We start from the raw sequence: 24,423 nt of genomic DNA on the forward strand, positions 1-24,423 counted from the left end.
AAATAATGAACTTTATCAATAAAGACAATTTCAATAAGCTACTCTATATCTATGCGACGTTGGCACTACTGTTGCCCAACATCGCTCTCTGTATCACGGAGCGCCTGTCACTCTGGGCGAGTGCCACCAATATCATACTGCCATTGGGCATCTATATGCTACTGATGTCACTCTGCAAGAAAACGGGCAAGATGATATGGATATGCTTCATCATGATCTTCTTTGCAGCATTCCAGCTGGTACTCCTCTACCTCTTCGGTAAAGGAGTGATAGCCGTGGATATGTTCCTCAACCTCGTGACCACCAATCCTGGTGAGGCTATGGAACTGCTCGACAATCTGGTACCAGCCGTGGCCGGAGTATTCATCGTATATCTACCGCTACTCATCTTAGGAATCATATCCATCAGAAGCAAACGGTGGGCTCCACTATCGAGCAACTGGCAGAGAGAAATGCATAAATGGGGAGCCTCAACAACGATAACAGGTCTGGTCTGCATGGGCTTTACATACTGGTTTTCAGATGATTACAAGTTACAGGATCAGCTTTACCCTGCCAATGTGTTCTACAATCTCGGCTTAGCCGTGCAGCGCAACAACGCCTCAGTAAATTATCAGGAAGCCTCCCAGAATTTCCGATTCAATGCCACTTCTACCCATCCAGCCGATTCCAGTGAAGTATATGTGATGGTAGTGGGCGAAACAGCCAGAGCACACAATTTCAGTCTCTATGGTTACCAACGTGATACCAATCCATTGCTCGGCAAGACAGCAGGACTCGTGGCATTCGACAAGGTGACAACCCAGTCGAATACAACCCACAAGAGCGTGCCGATGCTCCTTTCGGCAGCCTCAGCCAGCGACTTCGAGCGTCTGTTCCACGAAAAGGGAATCCTGGCAGCCTTCAGGGAAGCCGGTTTCCATACCGTTTTCCTGAGCAATCAACTCCCCAACCATTCCTTCATCGACTTCCTGGGTGAACAGGCTGACGAATGGGCTTTCATCAAAACCGGAGACAGAAACGAGGCATTCGACAAGACGTATGGTCAAACATTCGACAAAATGTACGGACAGGGAAAACTGGCCAAGATGGACGAAAAAGGCAATGTCTATGATGCAGACCTGCTGCCAATTCTCGACCAGATACTGAGCAGAAAACATCAGAAACTCTTCATCGTGCTCCATACATACGGTTCACATTTCAACTATATGGAACGCTATCCGAGAAACATGGCGCATTTCCAGCCAGACAGCCAGAGTGATGCCAAAGCAGAAAACCGCCGCGACCTGTTGAACGCTTACGACAATACCATCCGCTATACCGACTACGTATTGCACAGCATCATCGAACGTCTGCAGAAGAAAGGCGGCATGAGTGCCATGCTCTATACAAGCGACCACGGAGAGAATATCTTCGATGACAACAGGAAACTCTTCCTACATGCCGCACCACGTGCTTCGCATTATGAACTGGACGTACCTTTCCTGATTTGGACATCAAGGAGTTATGAGCATCAGGAACCAGGAGTAGATGCGGCTCTCTCCCAGAATAAACATAAGGAGATACAAAGCAGCCGTTCTGCCTTCCACACGATGCTACAGCTCGGCGGTATTGCCACCCGATACCGTATAGACAGATATTCCGTAGCAAATTCGGGCTATCATCCAGAGCCTCTGCTGTATCTCAACGACCATGATGAAGCAATTCCGCAAGCCGACTGTGGATTTGACAAATAAAAAACCAGATAAAAGAAAACAAGAAAGATAAATGGCAAATAGAAAGAAGATTGATAGATAAAATGAAAAATAATTCATTTTTTATCTCTTTTACGAAAAAAAGTAGTATCTTTGCCCTTGAAAGTGTCATAAGGATACTTTCAAGGGCAAATGCATTCATATAGATGAATCTAAAATATAAACAACAAAGAATTAAACAATAAAGTTTAAACATACATTAAAGACTAAAAAACAAAAGAAAATGGAACAGATTAAAAACGATCAGCTTACATTGGAGATTTCATCTCTCGGCGCAGAACTTCAGAGTATCAAGGATGCCAATGGTAATGAATATCTTTGGGATGGTGACGAGAAGTACTGGAATCGCCACTCACCAATCCTCTTCCCTATCGTATGCGGTTTGTGGAAGGACACCTATCGCATTGACGGCAAGGAATATACACTCCCACGTCATGGCTTCGCCCGTGATACAGAGTTCAAGTTGGTTGGCAAAACTGCTGACCGTCTCACCTTCGCCCTCATCGATAATGAGGAGACCCTGAAGAATTATCCATATCATTTCAATCTTGCCATCTCTTACCGTCTGGAAGGCAACGAGATTCACGTTATCTGGCATGTAGAAAACACCGATGACAAGGAAATCATGTTCCAGATTGGCGGTCACCCTGCATTCCTGGTTCCAGGTTGCAAGAAGGGCGAGGAAATGAAGGCTACTCTGAAACTCGACAACGAAGCACCTGTTCGCCTGTATGGTAATGTGGGCGGCTGCATCGACCGTCAGGCTAAGGAGACCGTGGAAACTGAGAAGGGTATCTGGGAAGTAAACGAGGAGACCTTTGCAGAGGATGCGGTAATCTTCGACAAGAGCCAGGTAAAGCAGGTGAGCATTCTCAACGAACAGGGTGAACCTCACGTAACATTAGAATTCAAGACTCCTGCCGTAGGTGTCTGGAACCCAACAGGCAAGCATGCTCCATTCGTCTGCATCGAACCATGGTATGGATTGAGCGACTGGGCAGAGTTTGACGGCGAATTTAAGGACAAATATCTGATGAACCGCCTCCAGCCAGGAGCAAGTTTCATGAGTGAGTATATTATTAGAATCGAAAAATAACATACAACAACTTAATATTCAACATTAAACATTACAAAAAAATGAAAGAAGAAATGAACCTCCCCGAAAACGCTTTCAGAGAGCTGAAAGACGGGGAAGAGTACAAGCCGCTGATGTCGCCCGACAAGGTTTATCCTGAGGTGAACGGATGGTCAGTGACTTGGGGTATCGTGATGGCAATCATCTTCTCTGCAGCCGCAGCCTATCTGGGTCTGAAGGTTGGTCAGGTTTTTGAGGCAGCCATCCCTATCGCTATCATCGCAGTAGGTGTCAGCACCGCTACCAAGCGCAGCAAGGCTCTTGGCGAGAATGTCATCATCCAGAGTATCGGTGCCTGTTCGGGAGCTGTGGTAGCAGGTGCTATCTTCACCTTGCCTGCCATCTATATCCTGCAGGCTAAGTATCCAGACATGACAACTTCATTTATGAAGATCTTCATGGCTTCGGCTCTCGGTGGTGTGCTCGGCATCTTGTTTCTGATACCTTTCCGCAAGTATTTCGTAAGCGATATGCACGGCAAGTATCCTTTCCCTGAAGCGACTGCTACCACACAGGTACTGGTAAGCGGTGCCAAGGGCGGCGATCAGGCTAAACCTTTGCTTATCGCTGGTCTGGTAGGTGGTCTCTATGACTTCATCGTTGCCAGTTTGGGATGGTGGAACGAAAACTTTACTTCCCGTGTAGTCGGTTGGGGTTGCGACCTTGCTGACAAGGCAAAACTCGTATTCAAGGTGAATACAGGAGCTGCCGTACTCGGTCTGGGTTACATCATCGGTTTGAAATATGCCTTCTACACCTGCTTGGGTTCACTCGTCGTATGGTGGTTGATCGTACCAGGTATGAGCATTGCTTTCCACGACAGTGTGCTGAGTGCCTGGGATCCAAGTATCGTGAAGACCGTAGGGGCTATGAGTCCTGAAGAAATCTTCAGAGCATACGCCCGCAGTATCGGTATCGGTGGCATTGCCATGGCAGGTATCATCGGTATCATCAAGAGTTGGGGTATCATCAAGAGCGCTGTAGGTTTGGCAGCACAAGAACTGAAGGGCAAGAGCGATGTGGACGAAAATGTGAAGCGTACTCAGCGTGACATTTCTTTCAAGATTATCGCTATCGGTTCAATTGTAACCATCCTCATCACCTTCCTCTTCTTCTGGTTTGGCGTGATGGAGGGCAATCTCCTCTTCGCCGTCATCGCCATCCTGCTGGTAGCTGTTATCGCTTTCCTCTTTACTACCGTGGCAGCCAATGCTATTGCCATCGTAGGTTCTAATCCTGTATCAGGTATGACCCTGATGACACTCATCTTCGCTTCTGTAGTGATGGTGGCTGTAGGATTGAAAGGTCCAGGCGGTATGTTGGCAGCGCTAATTATGGGTGGTGTGGTTTGTACCGCATTATCGGTGGCAGGTTCATTTATCACCGACCTCAAGATAGGTTACTGGCTTGGTACCACTCCTAAAAAACAGGAAGGTTGGAAATTCCTCGGTACTCTGGTAAGTGCTGCAACAGTAGGCGGTGTGATGATGCTTCTGAATGAAACTTACGGTTTTGCATCCGGTTCTCTCGCTGCTCCTCAGGCAAATGCCATGGCTGCAGTCATCGACCCATTGATGAACGGTGTGGGTGCTCCTTGGGTACTCTACGGCATCGGTGCTGTCATCGCCATCGTACTCACCTATTTCAAGATTCCAGCATTGGCTTTTGCGCTCGGTATGTTCATTCCATTGGAGCTGAATGTCCCACTGTTGGTAGGTGGTGCTATCAACTGGTATGTCACCTCTCGCAGCAAGGATGCCAAGGTGAACAGCGAACGTGGCGAGAAGGGTACACTCATCGCCAGTGGTTTTATTGCCGGTGGTGCCCTGATGGGTGTAGTGAGTGCGCTGCTCAAATTTGGCGGCATTGAAGCCAGCATCGCTGAAAGCTGGTGGGTCAACCCTATGTCAGAGGTTTGTTCGCTCATTGCTTATATCCTCTTGATTGGTTTCTTCGTGAGAGCCACCAAGAAATAGCATTTACACCTTATTACATATAAGGGAAGACAAAAACTTAATTTTATAGAAAGATGAAAAGAACCATATTGTCATTGATGCTCCTAGCCGTTGGATTGCTAGGAGCACAGGCACAAGGCACAGAAGACCTCGATGCCAAATACACCAAGGGATTGTTGCCAGTAGGAGCCACTGCTCCCGACTTCGTCATCAAGAAAGCCAAGGAAAATCAGCCAGCCCTTTCCCTATCCGACTATCGCACCCATCAAGAGGGTTCACTCCAACGTCCGGGTTGCTACGTTCTCCTCGACTTTTGGGCAACTTGGTGTCCTGACTGTCGCAAGGAGATACCTACAGTAAAGGAAATCTACAAGAACTATAAAAACAAGGTGAAGCTCATCGGCGTGTCTTTCGATACCGATAAGGACAAGTTGAAGGAGTTCCGCAATAGCAACGAGATCAAGTGGACGATGTATTGCGAGGGAAAGAAGTGGAAGGAAACCAACATTTCGAAGGCTTACAACATCCAGTGGATTCCTACTATGTATCTCATCGACCCTGAAGGCAAGGTAGCCTATACAACCGTGGTTGCCGAGAACATGGTAAAGAAACTGGCAGAGCTAGATGCCGCAGGCAAACTTGCAGAATACATGAAAAAGCCAGAGTTTCCTGGTGGCATGAAAGCATGGACCAAGGCGATGGACGAGAGTATCAGTTATCCAGAGATAGCCTCCAAGTATCAGGCTGAAGCCAAGATCAAGATTTCATTCCAGATAGACAAGGAAGGCAACATGCAGAACATCGAGGTGAAGAACTACGAGGGCAATCGCCTCTCAGGAGCCGCCTACGACAAGCTATCCTACCAAGAGAAGCAAGATGCAGAGATTGCCGTAAAGACCGCCTTCTCACAAGCCGCTCTCCAAGCTCTACAGAAGTTGTCTGCCATCAAGTGGACACCTGGCACGGAAAGAGGCAAGGCTGTCGTTGTCAACCACAGCATCAGCTATCGCTTCCACCTGCCTAAGACTGCATTGAAGAAGTAATTTTGGCTCAAAAGAGCAGAAAATCGCAAAAATATTTGGAGATTTCAAATAAACGTTTTATCTTTGCATCCCAATTATCACGGAAACGTGGTTTTTGGGATGTATTTTCTCATCAAGAGAAAGTTGTAAGGATTCGGGGTTGACTGGATTTGACGGCGAGATGAGATGGTACGTAAGCACGCGGAGGCTCGTTGGCTACCTCCTAAATCTTAGTGAACAAAAAATTAATTGGCGAAAATAACTACGCTCTCGCTGCCTAATCGAAGTACAGTAGATTAGCTTTATTCCGTCACTAGGTGATGGAACGGGACATCGCTCAACGGATGTAGTTCCGAATCTTGTTGGTCAAGCGGTGCAGGTAAATCGGAAATAGCTCGGGTAGGCCTCGATGCTCGGGTGAAATTTTAGAGGATAAGGGTATGATTGGTGGTCCAGGTCTTGTCATACTTCGAAAATCAAAGGCTGGAATAAGCGTGTAGAAAGCGTATGGTTTCCTTGTGCGGACGAGGGTTCGATTCCCTCCAGCTCCACTTCTACCAAAAAGAGGGTGTGTCATGAACTTATGGCACACCCTCTTTTGGGTTTCTTCATAGTTTTTATTCATCGGATTACGCAGAGTTTACGGAACATTCTTGTTCCACGGATGATTACTCACGGGATTTTCACAGATTTGACCTTACACTTTGAGCTACATTAGCCCCAAAATGCCAACATTTTGCAAGCAAAACTCGATATAAAAGAGCACAAAGACAATACAAGCAATTATTCTATTGATATTTTATCACATATAAAACAAAATCACTTTCAATCTGAAAGAATTAAATACCCTATTGCTTACAAATCAAAAGAACTCATAAAATAGTTGATAAAAATAGATTATTTTTTCTTTGTTTTTCGACAAAACGTCGTATCTTTGCAGTCGTAAACAAGCAAATAGTCATCAAAATAATAAAATGACTATCACTATGTTAATTTCCGCAAAAGAATTTAACTTCTTTAAAGGGATAAAACAAGAGAATGAAGAGATTATCAATCGCATATAGGTTCTGATCTCATGCAAGAGAAACCAGGATTCATGCGAGAAGTATCAAACTTAAAGGACAACACAATATGAAAGAAACAGTTCATTTCACAAAGATGCATGGAGCTGGAAATGATTACATTTATGTAGATACCCAGTTGTACGACATCCCCGACCCAGAAAAGGCAGCTATAGCCTGGAGTGCTTATCACACAGGTATTGGAAGCGATGGACTGGTTCTTATCGGCAAACCAAAGGATAGCAGAAGAGCAGACTACTCCATGCGCATCTTCAATGCTGATGGCTCTGAAGCCATGATGTGTGGTAATGCAAGTCGCTGTATCGGAAAATATCTTTATGAAAAAGGATTGACCCGAAAAGACACCATACGGCTTGAAACACTATCAGGCGTCAAGATATTGAAATTGCATATTCAGGATAATCATCAAATTGTAGATTCGGTAACAGTAGATATGCTGAAACCCAAATTGGAAAATCCTGAGCAATTCATAGGTCCTTCTGTACTTGCTGCAGACGAAAGAATCTTTGAAGGCACTTACGTTTGTATGGGAAATCCACATTTCGTAACCTTCGTGGATGATATTGATACTATCGACATCGCCCACTATGGAAAAATCCTCGAAAGAGACCAAGCCTTTCCTCAACGCTGTAACATCGAATTTGCACAATTGACAGATACAGACATCATTAGAACACGAGTTTGGGAAAGAGGAAGCGGAATAACAATGGCTTGTGGAACAGGGGCTTGTGCCACAGCTGTAGCCGCATTCCTTACCAAGCGTGCTGGACGAAAAAGCAGTATCGTGATGGATGGAGGAACTTTGCAAATCGAATATAACGAGGAAGACGAACACGTATATATGACTGGTCCTGCAGCCTTCGTATTCGAGGGTGAGATTCAGGTGGAATGAGAAATGTTAAAAATGAGAAATGAGAAATTTAGCTGCATTCACGAAGTTAACATTAAACATTTAGCATTTAACATTAAAATAAAAAGAACGCAAACTTAAATAATAATGGTCTAAGAGAAATATCTGAAAAGACAATTCTTAAAGATCGCAATAAAAGGAGAACAACAATATGGCATTAGTAAATGAACATTTCCTGAAGTTGGCAAGCAATTATCTTTTTGCCGACATCGCAAAGAAGGTGAAAGCCTACAAGATTGCTCACCCTAAGCAGCAAGTTATCAGCTTAGGTATCGGTGACGTAACCCAACCTCTCTGCCCTGCCGTCATCAAGGCAATGCACAAGGCGGTGGATGAGATGGCAGTACAGGCTTCTTTCAGAGGTTATGGACCGGAAAGAGGTTATGATTTCCTCCGTGAGGCCATTATCAAGAACGATTTCTTACCTCGTGGCATTCATCTCGACGTAAATGAGGTTTTCGTAAATGATGGAGCCAAAAGCGATACAGGAAATATTCAGGAAATTTTGAGATGGGATAACAACATCGGTGTGACAGACCCGATTTATCCTGTATATATCGACTCTAATGTGATGATAGGCAGAGCAGGAGTATTCGAGAATGGCAGATGGAGTAACGTAACTTACATGCCTTGCAACGACGGAAATGATTTCACTCCACAAATACCGGATCATCGTGTAGATATGATTTATCTCTGTTATCCGAACAACCCTACAGGAACCGTCATCACGAAAGATGAACTCCGCAAGTGGGTAAATTACGCCATTAAGAATGAAAGCATCATCCTCTATGACGCTGCCTACGAAGCATATATTACAGATCCGGAGATTCCTCATTCTATCTACGAAATACGTGGAGCAAGAAAGGTAGCTATTGAATTCCACAGCTATTCGAAGACTGCAGGTTTCACAGGAGTGCGTTGTGGTTACACCATCGTACCAAAAGACCTGAAAGCCAAAACACTATCTGGAGAGGAAGTGGCATTGAACCCTATCTGGGACCGTCGCCAATGTACCAAGTTCAATGGTACCAGCTATATCTCGCAGCGTGCTGCTGAAGCTATCTACACCCCAGAGGGCAAAGAGCAGGTAAAGGCTACCATCAACTACTATATGGAGAATGCTCACTATATGAGAGAGAAACTTCAGGAACTCGGATTGAAAGTTTATGGTGGTGAAAATGCACCTTATCTCTGGGTAAAGACTCCTAACGATACACCAAGTTGGAAATTCTTCGAGGAAATGCTCTATGGTGCCAGCGTAGTCTGCACACCAGGTGTAGGTTTCGGTCCTTCAGGTGAAGGTTACATCCGACTTACTGCCTTCGGCGAGCATGAGGATTGCAAGGAAGCCATGGAGAGAATAGCAAAGTGGCTGGGAAAATAAACATTCCAACAGATAAAAAATTGAATATCAGAAATTTTAAATTATATAAGGTATGAGCAACTTAAGATTTGAAGCTGTTTCAGAGGCTTCCAAGAGAAAGCCTGTTGAGGTAACCGCTCCGAGTGAGCGACCAAGTGAATTCTTCGGAAAGAAGGTATTCAACCGACAGAAGATGTACAAGTATCTCCCTGCAGATGTCTATGAAAAACTGGTAGATGTCATCGACAACGGAGCTCGTCTCGACCGTAACATCGCCAACGCCGTAGCCAAAGGCATCAAGCAGTGGGCTGACGAGAATGGCGTAACCCACTACACCCACTGGTTCCAGCCATTGACAGAAGGTACTGCCGAGAAGCACGATGCCTTCATCGAGCATGACGGCAAGGGTGGTATGATCGAGGAATTTTCAGGTAAGTTGCTCGTTCAGCAGGAGCCTGATGCTTCTTCTTTCCCATCTGGCGGTATCCGCTCTACCTTCGAGGCACGCGGTTATTCAGCATGGGATCCTACATCGCCTGTATTCATCATCGACGATACACTCTGTATCCCTACCGTCTTCATCTCTTATACAGGTGAGGCACTCGACTATAAAGCTCCATTGCTCCGTTCATTGCACGCTGTAAACGTAGCAGCCACAGAGGTTTGCCACTACTTCAACCCTGATGTCAAGAAAGTTATTTCCAATCTCGGTTGGGAGCAGGAGTACTTCCTGGTAGATGAAAGCTTGTATGCTGCACGTCCTGACCTGATGCTGACAGGCCGCACCCTGATGGGTCATGATTCTGCCAAGAACCAGCAGATGGACGACCACTACTTCGGCGCCATCCCAGAGCGTGTTCAGGCATTCATGAAGGATTTGGAAATCCAGGCTCTCGAACTCGGTATTCCTTGCAAGACCCGCCACAACGAGGTAGCACCAAACCAGTTTGAGTTGGCACCTATCTTCGAGGAGACCAACCTTGCCGTTGACCACAACATGCTCTTGATGAGTTTGATGAAGAAGGTAGCTCGCCATCACGGTTTCCGCGTACTTCTCCATGAGAAGCCATTCGCAGGCATCAACGGTTCTGGTAAGCACAACAACTGGAGTCTCGCTACTGATACCGGCATCCTGCTCCATGGTCCAGGCAAGACACCAGAGGACAACCTCCGTTTCGTAGTCTTCATCACAGAGACTTTGATGGGTGTATATAAGCACAATGGCTTGCTCAAGGCTTCTATCATGAGTGCTACCAATGCGCATCGTCTGGGCGCCAACGAGGCACCTCCAGCAATCATCTCTTCATTCCTCGGCAAGCAGTTGACCGACCTTCTCGAGCACATTGAGAAAGCCGACAAGAAGGATCTCTTCACCGTGGCTGGCAAGCAGGGCATGAAGTTGGATATCCCTGAGATTCCAGAGTTGATGATTGATAACACCGACCGTAACCGTACATCACCATTCGCCTTCACCGGTAACCGTTTCGAGTTCCGTGCTGTAGGTTCTGAGGCTAACTGTGCATCAGCAATGATTGTATTGAACACCGCCGTAGCCGAGGCTTTGACCGACTTCAAGAAGCGTGTGGATGAGTTGATTGCCAAGGGTGAGGATAAGACATCTGCCATCATCGATATCGTTCGTCAGGATTTGAAGACCTGCAAGCCTATCCGTTTCGACGGTAATGGTTACTCAGATGAGTGGGTAGAGGAAGCTGCCAAGCGTGGTCTGGACTGCGAGAAGAGCTGTCCAAAGATTTTCGAGCGTTATCTCGACCCTGCATCTATCAAGATGTTCGAGGATATGGGTGTCATGAAGAAGAACGAGCTGGAAGCCCGCAACGAGGTGAAATGGGAGACCTACACCAAGAAGATTCAGATTGAGGCTCGTGTGATGGGCGACTTGAGCATGAACCACATCATCCCTGTGGCTACTCACTATCAGAGTCAGTTGGCCAAGAATGTGGAGAACATGATTGACATCTTCGGTGACGAGGAAGGCAAGAAGTTGACTGCCCGCAACATCAATATCATCAAGAAGATTGCCGAGCGCACTCAGATCATCGAGACCGGTGTTGAGGAGTTGGTTAATGCCCGCAAGGTAGCCAACAAGATAGAGAATGAGCACGATAAGGCGATTGCTTATCATGATACGGTAGCTCCAAAGATGGAGGAGATCCGTTATCAGATTGACAAGTTGGAGTTGGCAGTAGCCGATGAGCTCTGGACATTGCCTAAGTATCGTGAACTTCTGTTCATCCGCTAATCAGCAATGTCTTCAAAATAGATAAGACATATTTCTGACAGATAAAAAAACAAAGCTCTAACAAGAGCTACTCTTCATCAGATATAAAATTGAACGATCAATCTATTTCTTTTATTGGTTGTTTAAGTTTGCGCGGAGTGTGGTTGTGAAATCACGCTCCGCTTTTTTATATACGCAGAAAAAAACTGTAATAAGCTTCATTGCCCGATGAAGCCTACTTCAACTATCAATGAAGCCTGTTTCGATGACTAACGAAGCAGGCTTCATCACAGTTGGATAAGCACCTATACCTTCATATCCTTTCATTGCAGCCTAAAAGCAACTGGCACAATATATTTGCACCTCACGACCTTGCCATTTTGCCTACCAGGTTTCCACTTTGGCATGGATTTTACTACTCGAATCGCTTCCTTGTCAAAATGCTCTTCTACGCTTCTTAGCACTTTAAAACTCGAAAGCGAGCCATCACGCTCTACAACAAAAGACACAATTACCCTACCTTGGGCACAATAATTACCATCTGGATACTTTACATGACTTGAAATGAAAGCCATCATGGCACCATTGCCACCTGGATAACTTGGCATTTGCTCCACTACATCAAAGAGCTTTGAGTTATCTTGTTGAAAGCTAAACTCCTTCAATAGTTCCGAGTCTTGCTGCATATACTCACTCAATGAGAACACATGACCAGACAGATATAAATTTGGAATCCCCATTCCATCAAACGAGATTTCAACATCTTTCATCCCATCAGAAGCAATCGGAACCTCGCAGCTAAAGCCCATGTCATAATCATCAAACTTTATAGATTTTGGATAAAGCTTTCCATTCAGAACACCCCACTGGCTGCCAAAAGATAGTGGTAAGGAAGGAAAATCGGCCTTGAACTGTGAAGCAACATCTATAGGTACATTCAATGAAAACTGCTGTATGATACCCAATACAGAAACAGTGACTTCAAAAGTCTCCTTCTCTGAATCATACGTAGAAATCATTCTCTCAGCACTACTCACTTGGCTAACTTTCTTACTTATCTGCTCCAAAATCGCATCAAAGCATATCTTATCAAAAGCCGCCTTGGAATCAGTTCGAAGTCTTTCAGCCGCAGCCTTCTCGAACTCTCCTTTCTTACACCAAGAAGCAAATTTTTCCTTGACTACCCTCCTAATAGAAGCCATATCATCCATAGCCTGAGCCGTAGATGACACTGCAGCTCTTGACCTTGCTCGCTTCATCTGCCCATTAACCAGAGCATCAGCACAGAGCAAAGACATCCCCAACAAAAGGGATAGGAAAGCAACCCTTGTAAAAAACACCTTATTTCCCATATATAGTCATTCTTTAATCTATCAAGGTATCCAATGACGATGAACCTCCACAACTGTACCTTTCTCTATTCTTACTCTTGTATCAAGCACATGGAAGTCACGCCTGTACTCCGGCACTTTCTCCAAATACTCCTTTTTACCAGTAATAATGGTGTCTGAAGGATCGGTTGGATTCTCACCACAATCTATCAGCACAAAATCCTTGGCTAAAGGAAGAGTAACCTTCCCCAAACTGGTATAAGTGGAATGACCATCCATCTGGGAGCCTCTATAAGTGCCGCCTTCATTGGCAGTAAGATCAGCTCCTCCTTCCTCAATGCCACCATTAACGGTAGCATACTTATCTTTCCTGTCAATGTCCTTCACCACAATAGGCTTACCCACATAAACAATGGTATCCCCTTTCTTTAACTGACTAACCGCCACTGCATCATATAAGTCCTCGGAAAAGACTTCCATACTCAACTTACCGCTTTCCCAAGAAATGTCCTTGGAAGAAAATGAGACAGGAACGGTAGCATCCTGCAACTTATTTACCGCATAAGCAGCAGGCAATGGCTTCACCATTTGATAAGCCACCTTCTTGGTGCAACTGCTAAGACATAACGCCACTCCCAAGAATATCAATAATTTCTTCATCCTTCAATCCCAATTTTATTTTTAACAGTTTGCATATTACATGTTTCATAATCTCTGATATTTAAATTTTACTTCTCAAAAAGCAAGGGGAAGCTATCAGTAACTCCCCACTTGCCTAATTCTAATCTTTCAAGCATCTAACCATCATTTTCACACCATTTAAAAGTTACACATAATCCAAGAACTATGGATGATATACAAACCCACAGCTCAAACATTCCACGCTCCCATCCTCATAAAAAAGAAGATCGATGCTACCACACTCAGGACAAATATCTTGTTCCATACGCCATACCAACTAAAGTTTACGGACTCCAATAGCCCAATTTCTGCACCAAAGGTACAAAAAATATCCATACGAAGACCAAAAAACCTCAAATATCTAACGCAAAATTACAAAAAAAAGGTGTGCATTCTATCTGCATAGCAAGAAAAAACTACCCAATCAGCATAATACAGATAACACAGAAAAGATAACATAACAAAAAAGCCACCAGAAACAATCTGATGGCCTACCGATTTAGATAAAGTACATTCTATTAAATGAAGACAACTCTCCCTATTACTACTTACAATGCTTGCGTGAGTAATAGCAAAGTGAGTCAGATGCCTTGAACACAACCTTATCACGTGCCTCAATGGTTATCTTCTCACCAGTAGATGGGTTCACACCTTGACGCTCTGCCACGTGCTTAATGGAAAAACGTCCAAAGTCAGGAATAGCCACCAAGCCATCCCCCTCTACAATGTTATCTGCAATCACACCAAAGATGGTGTTTACATAATTAGCTGCATCCACCTTGGAAATGCCAGCCTTCTCAGCCAGTGCTGACACAATCTGTGTCTTGTTCATTTCTGCAAAAATTTAAAAATAGAGTGTAAAGTTAGCAAAAATCCAAGATACAGCCAAAGTTTGCCTGTAAAAAGTTCTAACTTATGAATTCTAACACTTTCTTTTCTCTCTATATATAAATATGTGTAACCAAAAATTCCGTGGCACAGTTGGCAGCCGTAGCCTTCACCATCCTCATCCACGTATGGAAAAGGAATATGATGTGGTCAATAGCAGCAGGCACCCTTTGCTATATGCTGCTCATCAGAATTCTACACTTTTAATCCCGATAAAGCCATCACACACTTATATCACTTAAATACATTTTTCCAAGGTAAAAACAGCCAATTTTATACATTTTTCCAACCCATTTTCAGGCCATTTCTTACACTTTTCCAACTTTTTGATGATATAATTAATCAGAAAAGCCTCTCTGCAAGAGTATGCAGAAAGGCTCAACATTTTATAGGAACATTACAATACTTCTAATTCATTTCTCTTCATAATGAGGGGATAACGTTCTGGATGTTTCAAACTATCAATTTCCAAATCCACATCAAGTTTGGGCCATTCTATAGCATTTTTACCACTCATTCTTACCTCAAGGGCATCAGAGATGCATGCATGTTTCATCCAAGGTATCCTATTATAAGATATAAAATAATCATTACCTTTTACAGAAAGCATAATGCCCTTATCATTAATCATCAAGACGCTTACCTGTGTGTCTTGCGAATTTGATTTTAAAATCGTCTCCATATTCTTTAAACTTTGGACTCATAATTATCTTTCTTTTAAGATATTCTCACTTCCGTCAGCAAAGATAAATAAATAATCTGATAGTACAATCATTTATTAAGATATTTAAACCTTTTTACATGGCAGGCACCCTCTGCTATATGCTGCTCATTAGAATCTGACTACACACATTTCTCCATCAACACAAAGGTGATGAAACCCAGGAGAAGAGCGTAGGTGGCTTGCTTCTGAAAGCCGTGAGCATGGGTTTCGGGAATCATCTCGTCGCTCGTTACATAAAGCATGGCACCACCGGCAAAACCCAACATAACGGGGAGGAAAGTAGAAGAGGCTGAACCCAAGCCAAAACCCAACAGGATGCCTGCCACTTCGAGCAGGGCGATGAAAATGGAGATAAAGAAGGTACGGGCTGCAGAAACACCAGCCATCATCAAAGGAGCGATGATGACCATTCCCTCGGGGATATTCTGCAGGGCGATACCGAAGGAAACGCCCCACTCCGTTGCTCCTTCTGTAGAACAGACACTCACTCCAGCCGCCATACCTTCGGGCAGTTTGTGCAAGGCTATCGCCATCACGAAAAGCATCACATGGCTGAGCCTGGCATTGTTGCGATGCTCCTCGGGATCGAGTCCGGTGATGTGATGAAGATGAGGAGTAACCAGGTCGAGCACGTTCAGGAATAAGGCTCCAGCCATCACGCCGATTACTACCAGCCACCATAGACTGGTCTGTTCGAAGGCTGGCACTATCAGTCCCAGCGTGGAAGCCGCCAGCATGATTCCGGCACAATATCCCAACACAGCATCATTCCATTTATGGGGCAATTCCTTGACGAAGAAACCCAAAATGGCACCGATAATCGTGGCACCGCAAAGTCCGGCGGCACTAATCAATACGTTTGTCATTGCATTCTTTTTGTTTTTAACCTATAAAATATATCGAAGTTATCAGTAAAGTATGTGAAGATGCAGATACTTGATAGAAGATAAAAAAGCATGGACAACCCTCACGGTCATCCATGCCCATCTATTTCGTATCTGATCTATTCTATTTTTATAAAATGTGTATGCCATGGTGAAATTGGTTTTCTCCAATTTCGCATAATCGCACCTATTTCAACTTCTTATAACCGTAAGATGCGTTATTGCCCAACTGCTCTTCGATGCGGATAAGCTGGTTGTACTTGGCCATACGGTCGGTACGACTCATAGAACCCGTCTTAATCTGACCGGAGTTAGTTGCTACGGCAATATCAGCAATCGTAGTATCCTCGGTTTCACCAGAACGATGGGAAGTAACGGTGGTGTAACCATGGCGATGAGCCATCTCAATAGCATCCAGTGTCTCAGTGAGAGAACCAATCTGGTTTACCTTGATGAGGATAGAGTTGGCTGCACCCATCTTGATACCCTTCTCCAGGAACTTCACGTTGGTAACAAAGAGGTCGTCACCTACCAACTGGCAGCGGTCACCAATGGCAGCAGTCAACTTCACCCAGTTATCCCAATCGTTCTCATCAAGACCATCCTCGATAGAATCGATAGGATATTTGGTAATCAGTTCCTCCAGGAACTTGATCTGCTCGGCAGCAGTCAGTTTCTTGCCATTAGGATCCTTCTTCTTGCCATCCTTCAACTGGCGGTAATCGTAATACCACTCACCATTCTCCTGAACGGCAAACTCGCTGGCAGCACAGTCCATGGCAATCTTCACGTCCTTACCTGGCTCATAACCGGCATTCTTGATAGCCTGACAGATACTGTCGAGCGCATCCTCGATACCATCAAGTGCAGGAGCAAAACCGCCCTCATCACCTACGGCAGTAGAAAGACCGCGGCTCTTCAGGAGCTTAGCCAAAGCATGGAACACCTCAGCACCCATACGGATGGCCTCCTTCTCGGAAGGAGCACCCACAGGACGGATCATGAACTCCTGGAAGGCGATAGGCGCATCAGAGTGAGCACCACCATTGATAATGTTCATCATAGGAACAGGAAGGGTGTAAGTATTGCAACCGCCAATGTAGCGATACAATGGGATGTGAAGATACTCAGCAGCAGCATGAGCCACAGCCAGAGAAACACCGAGGATGGCATTGGCACCCAGATTAGACTTGGTCTTGGTACCGTCGAGTTCCAACATCTTATAATCGATGGCACGCTGCTCCAAGGCAGAGAAGCCAACCAAAGCAGGAGCAATTACCTGATTCACGTTTTCAACTGCCTTCAAGACACCCTTGCCGCCATAGCGGTTCTTGTCGCCATCACGAAGTTCCAAAGCCTCGTTCTCGCCAGTTGAGGCACCAGAAGGAACCGATGCACGACCTACGACACCTGACTTCAATGAAACTTCAACCTCTACTGTAGGATTGCCACGAGAATCCAAGATTTCTCTTGCATGAACATTTTCGATAATCATAATACTATAATACTTTTAATTACATTAAACATTTCTTATTTCTGAGTGCAAATTTAGATATTATCTGGCAAACCACCAAATTTCGGGCATCATCAAAACTTGGTATTTGCCAAGAAATACCTACTTATAAGTATGCAGTAAATCACCATTTATCACTTCCCCATCATTTTCCCGATAATCTCCTCGAAATCTTCCTTCTGCATGGCACCCATCTGCATGGTGGGATTGCCCTTCAGCGGGATGAAGAGGAAGGTAGGAATGCTGCGGATGCCGAAGACGGAAGCCAACTCGGGTTCCTGATCGATATCCACCTTATAGAAATCTATCTTGCCGGCATATTTCCCGGCAAGAGATTCTACCATGGGAGCCATCATCTTACAAGGTCCACACCAGGTGGTGTAGAAATCAATGATGGCAGGACGGGAACCGGCAAACACCCACTCATCGGGATGAGACTCGTAATCCATGATTTTCTTCTTGAAGTCAGAAGCGGTGAGCACATTCACCTTTCCCAAAACGACAGTTTTCTCCTTTTGTGCCACCGGCGCCTTATTTGACGCCTTCTTCGTACAGCCCACAAAACAAATAGGAAGAGCTATAAAAAACAGCAAAAACGCCTGCTTGAAACTAGTATGAATATTCATCATAAGCAATTTATTGTTTAAGTCTATTATACTTTATTATTATACTCTATCTATTTTTCTTATGCAAAGATAATGCAAACGAGCGCAATGAAAACTTGTTTTCAAATTGCCGAGTGCAGCTTATCTTATGCAAAGATAAGCAAAAAAATGAAAGAATTCTCTCTTTTTAATCATTTTTATATTCTAATCCTAAACAGACAAGAAAGATATGTTAAATCTTCTTTACAAATCATACAACCAATTGTTTTTTTCCGTATCTTTAGACCATTAAAATAATGTCTAACCTTTTAAAACCGAATGTCATGAAAATAGGTATTCCAAAAGAAATCAAGAATAATGAGAACCGCGTGGGAATGACCCCTGCTGGAGTAGCTGAGTTCATTCTTCATGGTCATGAAGTAGTAGTACAACACACTGCTGGCGAAAACAGCGGTTTTGCTGATGAAGAGTATATAAAGGTTGGAGCAAAAATCCTTCCCGACATTCAGAGTGTTTACCGAGAAGCAGAAATGATAGTCAAGGTAAAGGAACCAATTGCTGAGGAATATCCCCTCATCCACAAAGACCAGCTGGTATTTACCTACTTCCATTTCGCCTGCGACAGAGCTCTTACCGACGCTATGATCAAGAGCGGTGCCGTATGTCTTGCCTATGAAACCGTGGAAACTGATGACCATCATCTGCCTCTGCTCATTCCGATGAGCGAAGTAGCTGGAAGAATGGCCACCATCAATGGCGCATACTACCTGCAGAAAAACAAGGGAGGAAAAGGCAAACTTATGAGCGGAGTGCCTGGAGTAAACCGTACCAAAGTTCTGATACTGGGCGGTGGAACCGTAGGAGAAGCTGCTGCAAGAATGGCTGCCGGACTGGGAGCTGACGTATGGATTACAGATATCAGTCTGCCTCGTCTTCGCCAACTGGAGATGGAACTACCTATCAATGTACATACACTCTACTCCAATGAGCACAATATTCGAAAGGCATTGCCTGATGTTGATCTTGTGGTGGGCAGCGTACTTGTTCCAGGTGATAAAGCCCCTCATCTTATCACGAAGGACATGTTGAAATTGATGGAACCTGGCACCGTACTTGTGGATGTAGCTATTGACCAAGGTGGTTGCTTCGAAACATCCCATCCTACCACCCATTCCGATCCTATCTACATAATAGATGGAATCGTACATTACGCCGTAGCCAACATTCCTGGAGCCGTACCTCATACTTCTACTACAGCTTTGACCAATGCCACGTTGAAGTACGCCATAGCTCTTGCCGACAAGGGATGGAAACAGGCTTGCAAAGACAACAAGGCTCTGTATCGGGGACTGAACATCGTAAATGGGAAGATTGTCTTCAAGGCAATAGCCGATGTTTTCGGATTGGAGTACGAAGAAATAGCTCTATAATCCCTCCACAACAGAAAAAATCATTTTCTGCTTGCATATTAAAAATAAAAGACTCATCGTTGGGGAAAAATTGATTCCCTGCGATGAGTCTTTATTTTAGATAATCCGCCAAAGCATTAATCCTTCAATGAATAAGTAACAGTAGTTACTACTCTTACCTTTTTAATATAAGGAGTATTGGAATCGCGGTTTTCAATAGAGAACTGTCCCTGATCCGCATTCATAATCTTGTCTATCTTGCTCTTACTGTTTTTAGCAAACTGCTCTGCGGTTTGCTCAGCATTTGCTATCGCCTCCTCCATCATCTTTGGTTTCATCTTGCGAAAAGCCACATATTCATACTTTACAGGATTATCGTATCCTCCATCCACAATGGCGATACCTTTCTGGAGCAATTCTCCCTGCCGGGCAATAAGGCTCCTGATGAGTTTCACATTGTTGGAAGTGACTGTGATGATGGAAGTAATATTATAGCGATAAGGCTGACGATTATCCCCATAGCGCTCAGCATTAAGATCGATGACCACCGGAGCATTCACGCTGATTTCACTCTCCTTCACTCCATTTGCGAGCAAGAACTGTCGGATGGTACTTGTCGTATGATTGATGGTCTGATAAAGATTAGGCAAATCATTACCTATTTCCTTCGAGAGGATAGGCCATGTCACCTTGTCGGCCTCCACCTCCTTTTCCGATAAGCCCTTTACCACAACCTTCCGATCCTTACCCGCCAAGCCTTCCAAACCAGACTTGATACAATATCCAAGTGCAATGATGCCTATAGCTAAAATTGCCGCTTGCTTGATGCCTGTACTGATATTCATAATCATTCCTCCATATTGTTTAGTTGTGAATCATTTCTTCATGTTGTTTGTTGCCAACAGTTCCGTCTTATTGTTAGTTTTTCTGCGAATTTAATAAAAAAAACTATACGTTCGATAGAAAGGGATAATATTTAAGACAGATTAACGCAAGACAGTTAACAATCATTAGTATTCAACCAATACTTCTGTTAATAATTAGTTAAATATCAGCATCTTACAAAAAAAATAACTCTAAAAAATTGAAAGTTAGAAAAAAAACAGTATCTTTGCATTAGTTTTCGCATATATTTGGGCAAATGGGGGTTGTCGTGAGATTGTACCCCATTTGTTTTTTTGTTTTTATAAGACTATATGTTAAAACGGAAAACAAAAAAATGAACATTTCATTTTAATCCCCTAAGGGAAACAACGGAGCGATTTGAAAGGAAATCAATTGAGGGATAGGAAAGAAATCAATTGAGGGATAGATAAGGAAACTATCAAGGATATCAATAAACTCCATTTATAAAACAGAATAAACAAAATGAAGATACTTCCAGAAGAGCAATATAAATATGTAAAGCTTTTACTTCCAGATGGAAGCAAAGCTGAAGGGCATGAAGTTTTGCTGCACGCCTGTTGCGCCCCATGTTCATCTGCCATTGTAGAATGTATGTTGCGCAATGGTATGAAACCAACTGTTTTTTTTTCTAATAGCAATATCTACCCATTTCAAGAATATGAAACCCGCAAGCAGGAAATCATCCGTTTTCTTGCCCAACAGGGAGTTCCGTACATTGAAGACGAATATGACCATGACGAATGGAGAAAAGCCGTCACAGGGCTTGAAAATGAACCAGAACGCGGTTCAAGATGCTCCGTATGCTTTCAATTTCGCCTAAAAAGAGCAGCTGCCTACGCTCAAACGCACGGAATACATCTACTGACAACAACTCTGGCTTCATCGCGCTGGAAGAATATCAGACAGATAGATATGGCTGGACATATTGCCGTAGAAGACTGCCCTGATGTGGAATGGTGGGAACAAAACTGGCGAAAAGGAGGACTTCAGATGAGACGCAATGAACTCCTCCATATCAACGATTTCTATAACCAGCTTTATTGCGGTTGCGAATTCAGTCTTGCTTCCTCCAACGCAATGAACAAAGAAACGGATCATCGAGAGAAAGAATAAAAAAGGAGAAAGGGAGGAAAGAAGCGAAGGAAAGGAAAAACATAACTATAATAAAAATGCCCGGTTTTAAAAACTGGGCATTTTTATTATAGTTATGTTTTCAAGATTTTTTTAGTAAAGTTCTTCTGCACAAAAAATCATGTTCAACTTGTTTCACAAGAAGCCTATTCTTGAGAGAAAAGACCTTTTTTGAGTTTCTTCTTGAGACAACGATTTCTTAAGAGAAATACCGGCTGATTAAGACAAGCCGGTAATTTCACCATTAACAACATCAATACGTTCTGCCTGAGGACTCTTTGGCAAACCAGGCATACGCATGATAGGACCTGCAATGACAACGATCATCTCAGCACCCATATTAACTGTAATATCGCGTACATGCAATTCAAAGCCATCTGTAGGACCATAGGCCTTCGCATCAGTAGAGAAGCTATACTGTGTCTTAGCGATACAAACTGGGAATTTCTCTGCACCCAACTTCTTGATTTCATCTATCATAGCCTTGGCAGAATCACTCAAGGTTACACTACCTGCTCCATAAAGATTGAAAGCAACAGACTCGATTTTCTTCTCCACAGATTCATCATCACCATAAGCCAGATAAAGAGGCGAAGAAGGACGCTCATCAATAGTCTTCACTACCAATTCCGCCAATTCCACAGCTCCCTTTCCACCTTCAGCAAAGGCACTGTTAACGGCAAAACCGCAACCCATTTCTTCACAATGCTTACGAAGCACCTCAATCTCCTCGTCTGTATCAGTAGCAAACTTATTGAAGGCAATGACAACTGTCTGACCGAAACTCTGCAAGTTTCTGACATGCTTATCAAGATTCCAATAACCATTCTCCATACCAGCGATATTTGGTTCCTTGATATCTTCCAAAGCCACTCCACCATGCATCTTCAGCGCTTGAAGAGTAACGACCAGCACAGTCAGGTCTGGCTGCAATCCAGTTTTACGGCATTTGATATCATAGAACTTCTCTGCACCCAGATCAGCACCGAATCCAGCCTCAGTAATAGCATAGTCGCCGTATTCAAGAGCAGCGGCTGTAGCCATTACAGAATTACATCCGTGGGCAATATTGGCAAAAGGACCACAGTGTACGAAAGCAGGCGTTCCCTCAGTAGTCTGTACGAGATTTGGCTTCAACGCATCCAGCAACAATGCCACGATACTACCACCTACTCCCATATCTTTCACTGTGAAAGGCTTGTCGTCCTCAGTAATACCAAGCAGGATATTGTCGATGCGGCGGCGGAGATCATCGATACTTGTGGCAAAACACATGATGGCCATAATCTCAGAAGCAGGAGTAATATCAAAGCCTGTTTCTGTCTCAATGCCATTCTTATCGCCAAGACCGGTGATGATGCGGCGCAAACCACGATCATTTACATCCATCACGCGGCGCCAGAGAATCTTCTTGAGCTTGAATCCTTCAGCCTCGTGCTGATAACGGTAGTTGTCGAGAAGGGCAGCAATCATATTGTTGGCTTCAGTAATAGCATGGAAATCGCCTGTAAAATGGAGATTGATTTTATCCATAGGAAGCACCTGAGCATAGCCACCGCCAGCAGCTCCACCCTTCATACCAAAACAAGGACCCAGCGAAGGTTCTCTGAGAGCCACCACAGCATTCTTGCCAATCTTCTGCATACCAAGTGCCAGACCCACGCTCACCGTAGTCTTACCATTGCCTGCCTTGGTTGGACTGATAGCAGTAACAAGGATAAGATGATGACCGGCAAACTTCTCTTTGTCAATAGCCCCGGTAGTCACCTTAGCAATATATCTACCATAATTTTCGATTTGGTCCTCATGAAGACCCAGTTCTGCTGCCACGTCGTTGATAGGACGCAACTTTACTGATTTTGCAATTTCAATATCCGATAACATTATCTTTATAAAAAGTTATATTATATGTTAGAAAGTTCTGATTGCCTGATAGCACGAGTTTAGCCAACATTCGATTACTTGATGGCGCCAATGATTTCATGTACCGAAGTACAACCATGCTGGTCGAGCCAGTCATTGATTCCGTCTTTCACCTTCTTGGTCACAGCTGGGTCAACGAAGTTAGCCGTACCGATTTCGATGGCAGTAGCTCCACACATCAGGAATTCGATAGCATCCTTGGCAGTAGAGATTCCTCCCAGTCCCACTACAGGAATTTTCACAGCATGAGCCACATCATAAACCATACGCAGAGCCACAGGCTTGACACATGGTCCGCTCAGTCCACCCGTACGGATGCTCAACAGTGGCTGTCGCTTTTCAATATCTACCGCCATTCCCATCAGTGTATTGATGAGAGAAACAGAATCTGCACCCTCAGCCTCACAAGCTCTTGCGATATCAGCAATATTGGTAACATTAGGCGAGAGCTTTACGATGAGGGGCTTGTGATAAACCTGGCGCACAGCCTTCACCACACTGGAAGCCCCCTCGCAAGTCACTCCGAAAGCCATTCCCCCATCCTTCACATTAGGACAAGAGATGTTGAGTTCAATAGCAGGAATCTTATCCAGTTCATTGATACGAGCAGCACAGGCAGCATAACTCTCAGGAGAATGCCCCGAAACATTGACAATCATATTTGTGTCAATGTCCTTAATCTGCGGATAGATGTTTTTGCAGAAATAATCCACACCTTTGTTCTGCAGTCCCACACAATTGAGCATGCCCTGTGGAGTTTCAGCCATACGAGGATAATCATTACCCTCACGCGATTCCAAAGTAGTACCTTTCACGATAATACCACCGATTTCTTCCAATGGTACGAAATCGGCAAATTCCAGACCATATCCGAATGTGCCGGAAGCTGTCATTACCGGGTTCTTCAACTTCAGATTATGTATATTTACATTTAATGATGCCATAACAATAATAATATATTACAT

Annotated in this window: 20 protein-coding genes and 1 other RNA gene; 11 read left to right on the plus strand and 10 right to left on the minus strand. The window is 44.1% G+C overall.

All coding sequences use genetic code 11. From position 1 onward, the window contains the following. Positions 1-5: 5 nt before the first annotated feature. The 8 genes from EXN75_RS00100 (at position 6) to EXN75_RS00135 (ending at position 11,484) form a co-directional block, all read left to right on the plus strand. Positions 6-1,736 (plus strand): lipid A phosphoethanolamine transferase, encoded by a 1,731-nt coding sequence (locus tag EXN75_RS00100; RefSeq protein ID WP_134842317.1) that lies wholly within the window; start codon positions 6-8, stop codon positions 1,734-1,736. A 241-nt stretch (positions 1,737-1,977) separates the two neighbouring features. Continuing rightward, the gene (locus EXN75_RS00105; protein WP_134842318.1) at positions 1,978-2,850 is read left to right on the plus strand and encodes an aldose 1-epimerase family protein; all 873 of its coding nucleotides are present in this window, start codon (positions 1,978-1,980) and stop codon (positions 2,848-2,850) included. 41 nt (positions 2,851-2,891) lie between these two features. Further along, positions 2,892-4,865, plus strand: a complete 1,974-nt coding sequence (locus tag EXN75_RS00110) for an OPT family oligopeptide transporter (protein ID WP_134842319.1) — start codon at positions 2,892-2,894, stop codon at positions 4,863-4,865. A 53-nt stretch (positions 4,866-4,918) separates the two neighbouring features. Next, entirely contained in the window at positions 4,919-5,887 is a 969-nt protein-coding gene (locus EXN75_RS00115; protein ID WP_134842320.1) for a thioredoxin-like domain-containing protein, read from the plus strand. Positions 5,888-6,022: 135 nt separating this feature from the next. Next, positions 6,023-6,420, plus strand: a transfer-messenger RNA (tmRNA) gene (ssrA, locus tag EXN75_RS00120). A gap of 577 nt (positions 6,421-6,997) precedes the next feature. Then, positions 6,998-7,840, plus strand: coding sequence for a diaminopimelate epimerase (dapF, locus tag EXN75_RS00125; RefSeq protein WP_118116346.1), 843 nt, complete (start codon positions 6,998-7,000; stop codon positions 7,838-7,840). Between the two features lie 169 nt (positions 7,841-8,009). After that, on the plus strand, positions 8,010-9,242 hold the full coding sequence (locus EXN75_RS00130; RefSeq protein WP_118116348.1) for an LL-diaminopimelate aminotransferase: 1,233 nt from the start codon (positions 8,010-8,012) through the stop codon (positions 9,240-9,242). A gap of 52 nt (positions 9,243-9,294) precedes the next feature. Further along, positions 9,295-11,484 (plus strand): glutamine synthetase III family protein, encoded by a 2,190-nt coding sequence (locus tag EXN75_RS00135; RefSeq protein WP_118116350.1) that lies wholly within the window; start codon positions 9,295-9,297, stop codon positions 11,482-11,484. A 302-nt stretch (positions 11,485-11,786) separates the two neighbouring features. Here the strand turns inward: EXN75_RS00135 and EXN75_RS00140 are convergent, their stop codons facing one another. From EXN75_RS00140 to EXN75_RS00150, 3 genes are all read right to left on the minus strand, one after another. Further along, positions 11,787-12,815 carry an energy transducer TonB gene (locus EXN75_RS00140; RefSeq protein WP_246031240.1) on the minus strand — a complete coding sequence of 343 codons (1,029 nt, stop codon included), beginning with the start codon at positions 12,813-12,815 and terminating at the stop codon, positions 11,787-11,789. Between the two features lie 21 nt (positions 12,816-12,836). Beyond that, positions 12,837-13,454 carry a hypothetical protein gene (locus EXN75_RS00145; RefSeq protein WP_134842321.1) on the minus strand — a complete coding sequence of 206 codons (618 nt, stop codon included), beginning with the start codon at positions 13,452-13,454 and terminating at the stop codon, positions 12,837-12,839. A 565-nt stretch (positions 13,455-14,019) separates the two neighbouring features. After that, positions 14,020-14,307, minus strand: a complete 288-nt coding sequence (locus tag EXN75_RS00150; RefSeq protein ID WP_134842322.1) for an HU family DNA-binding protein — start codon at positions 14,305-14,307, stop codon at positions 14,020-14,022. Between the two features lie 140 nt (positions 14,308-14,447). Here EXN75_RS00150 and EXN75_RS00155 point away from each other — a divergent pair, with 140 nt between their 5' ends. Beyond that, positions 14,448-14,570, plus strand: coding sequence for an AzlD domain-containing protein (locus EXN75_RS00155; protein ID WP_223176134.1), 123 nt, complete (start codon positions 14,448-14,450; stop codon positions 14,568-14,570). A 190-nt stretch (positions 14,571-14,760) separates the two neighbouring features. Here EXN75_RS00155 and EXN75_RS00160 read toward each other — a convergent pair whose 3' ends face one another. The 4 genes from EXN75_RS00160 to trxA all read right to left on the minus strand — a co-directional run bounded on the left by EXN75_RS00160 (position 14,761) and on the right by trxA (position 18,113). After that, a complete protein-coding gene (locus tag EXN75_RS00160; RefSeq protein ID WP_228113194.1) occupies positions 14,761-15,045 on the minus strand; it encodes a DUF2442 domain-containing protein in 285 nt (94 codons plus the stop codon). A gap of 161 nt (positions 15,046-15,206) precedes the next feature. Next, positions 15,207-15,953 (minus strand): ZIP family metal transporter, encoded by a 747-nt coding sequence (locus EXN75_RS00165; protein ID WP_134842324.1) that lies wholly within the window; start codon positions 15,951-15,953, stop codon positions 15,207-15,209. A gap of 205 nt (positions 15,954-16,158) precedes the next feature. After that, a complete protein-coding gene (gene eno / locus EXN75_RS00170; protein WP_134842325.1) occupies positions 16,159-17,466 on the minus strand; it encodes a phosphopyruvate hydratase in 1,308 nt (435 codons plus the stop codon). A gap of 152 nt (positions 17,467-17,618) precedes the next feature. Further along, positions 17,619-18,113: a thioredoxin gene (gene trxA, locus EXN75_RS00175; protein ID WP_408005906.1), complete on the minus strand. Its 495-nt coding sequence runs from the start codon at positions 18,111-18,113 to the stop codon at positions 17,619-17,621. 299 nt (positions 18,114-18,412) lie between these two features. Between trxA and ald the strand changes: the two genes are divergently transcribed. Then, positions 18,413-19,519 (plus strand): alanine dehydrogenase, encoded by a 1,107-nt coding sequence (gene ald / locus EXN75_RS00185; RefSeq protein WP_134842326.1) that lies wholly within the window; start codon positions 18,413-18,415, stop codon positions 19,517-19,519. 116 nt (positions 19,520-19,635) lie between these two features. Here ald and EXN75_RS00190 read toward each other — a convergent pair whose 3' ends face one another. Continuing rightward, positions 19,636-20,343, minus strand: a complete 708-nt coding sequence (locus EXN75_RS00190) for an SIMPL domain-containing protein (protein WP_134842327.1) — start codon at positions 20,341-20,343, stop codon at positions 19,636-19,638. 523 nt (positions 20,344-20,866) lie between these two features. On the opposite strand from EXN75_RS00190, the gene EXN75_RS00195 reads away from it, so the two are divergent. Further along, complete coding sequence (locus EXN75_RS00195; RefSeq protein WP_134842328.1) at positions 20,867-21,517, plus strand: epoxyqueuosine reductase QueH; 651 nt, start codon at positions 20,867-20,869, stop codon at positions 21,515-21,517. A gap of 237 nt (positions 21,518-21,754) precedes the next feature. Here the strand turns inward: EXN75_RS00195 and EXN75_RS00200 are convergent, their stop codons facing one another. Both EXN75_RS00200 and EXN75_RS00205 read right to left on the minus strand, forming a co-directional pair. Next, entirely contained in the window at positions 21,755-23,419 is a 1,665-nt protein-coding gene (locus tag EXN75_RS00200) for a formate--tetrahydrofolate ligase (protein WP_022111073.1), read from the minus strand. A 74-nt stretch (positions 23,420-23,493) separates the two neighbouring features. Beyond that, a complete protein-coding gene (locus EXN75_RS00205) occupies positions 23,494-24,402 on the minus strand; it encodes a dihydroorotate dehydrogenase (RefSeq protein WP_134842329.1) in 909 nt (302 codons plus the stop codon). Positions 24,403-24,423 lie beyond the last annotated feature (21 nt).

Source organism: Segatella hominis, from assembly GCF_004535825.1.
GTDB lineage: Bacteria > Bacteroidota > Bacteroidia > Bacteroidales > Bacteroidaceae > Prevotella > Prevotella hominis.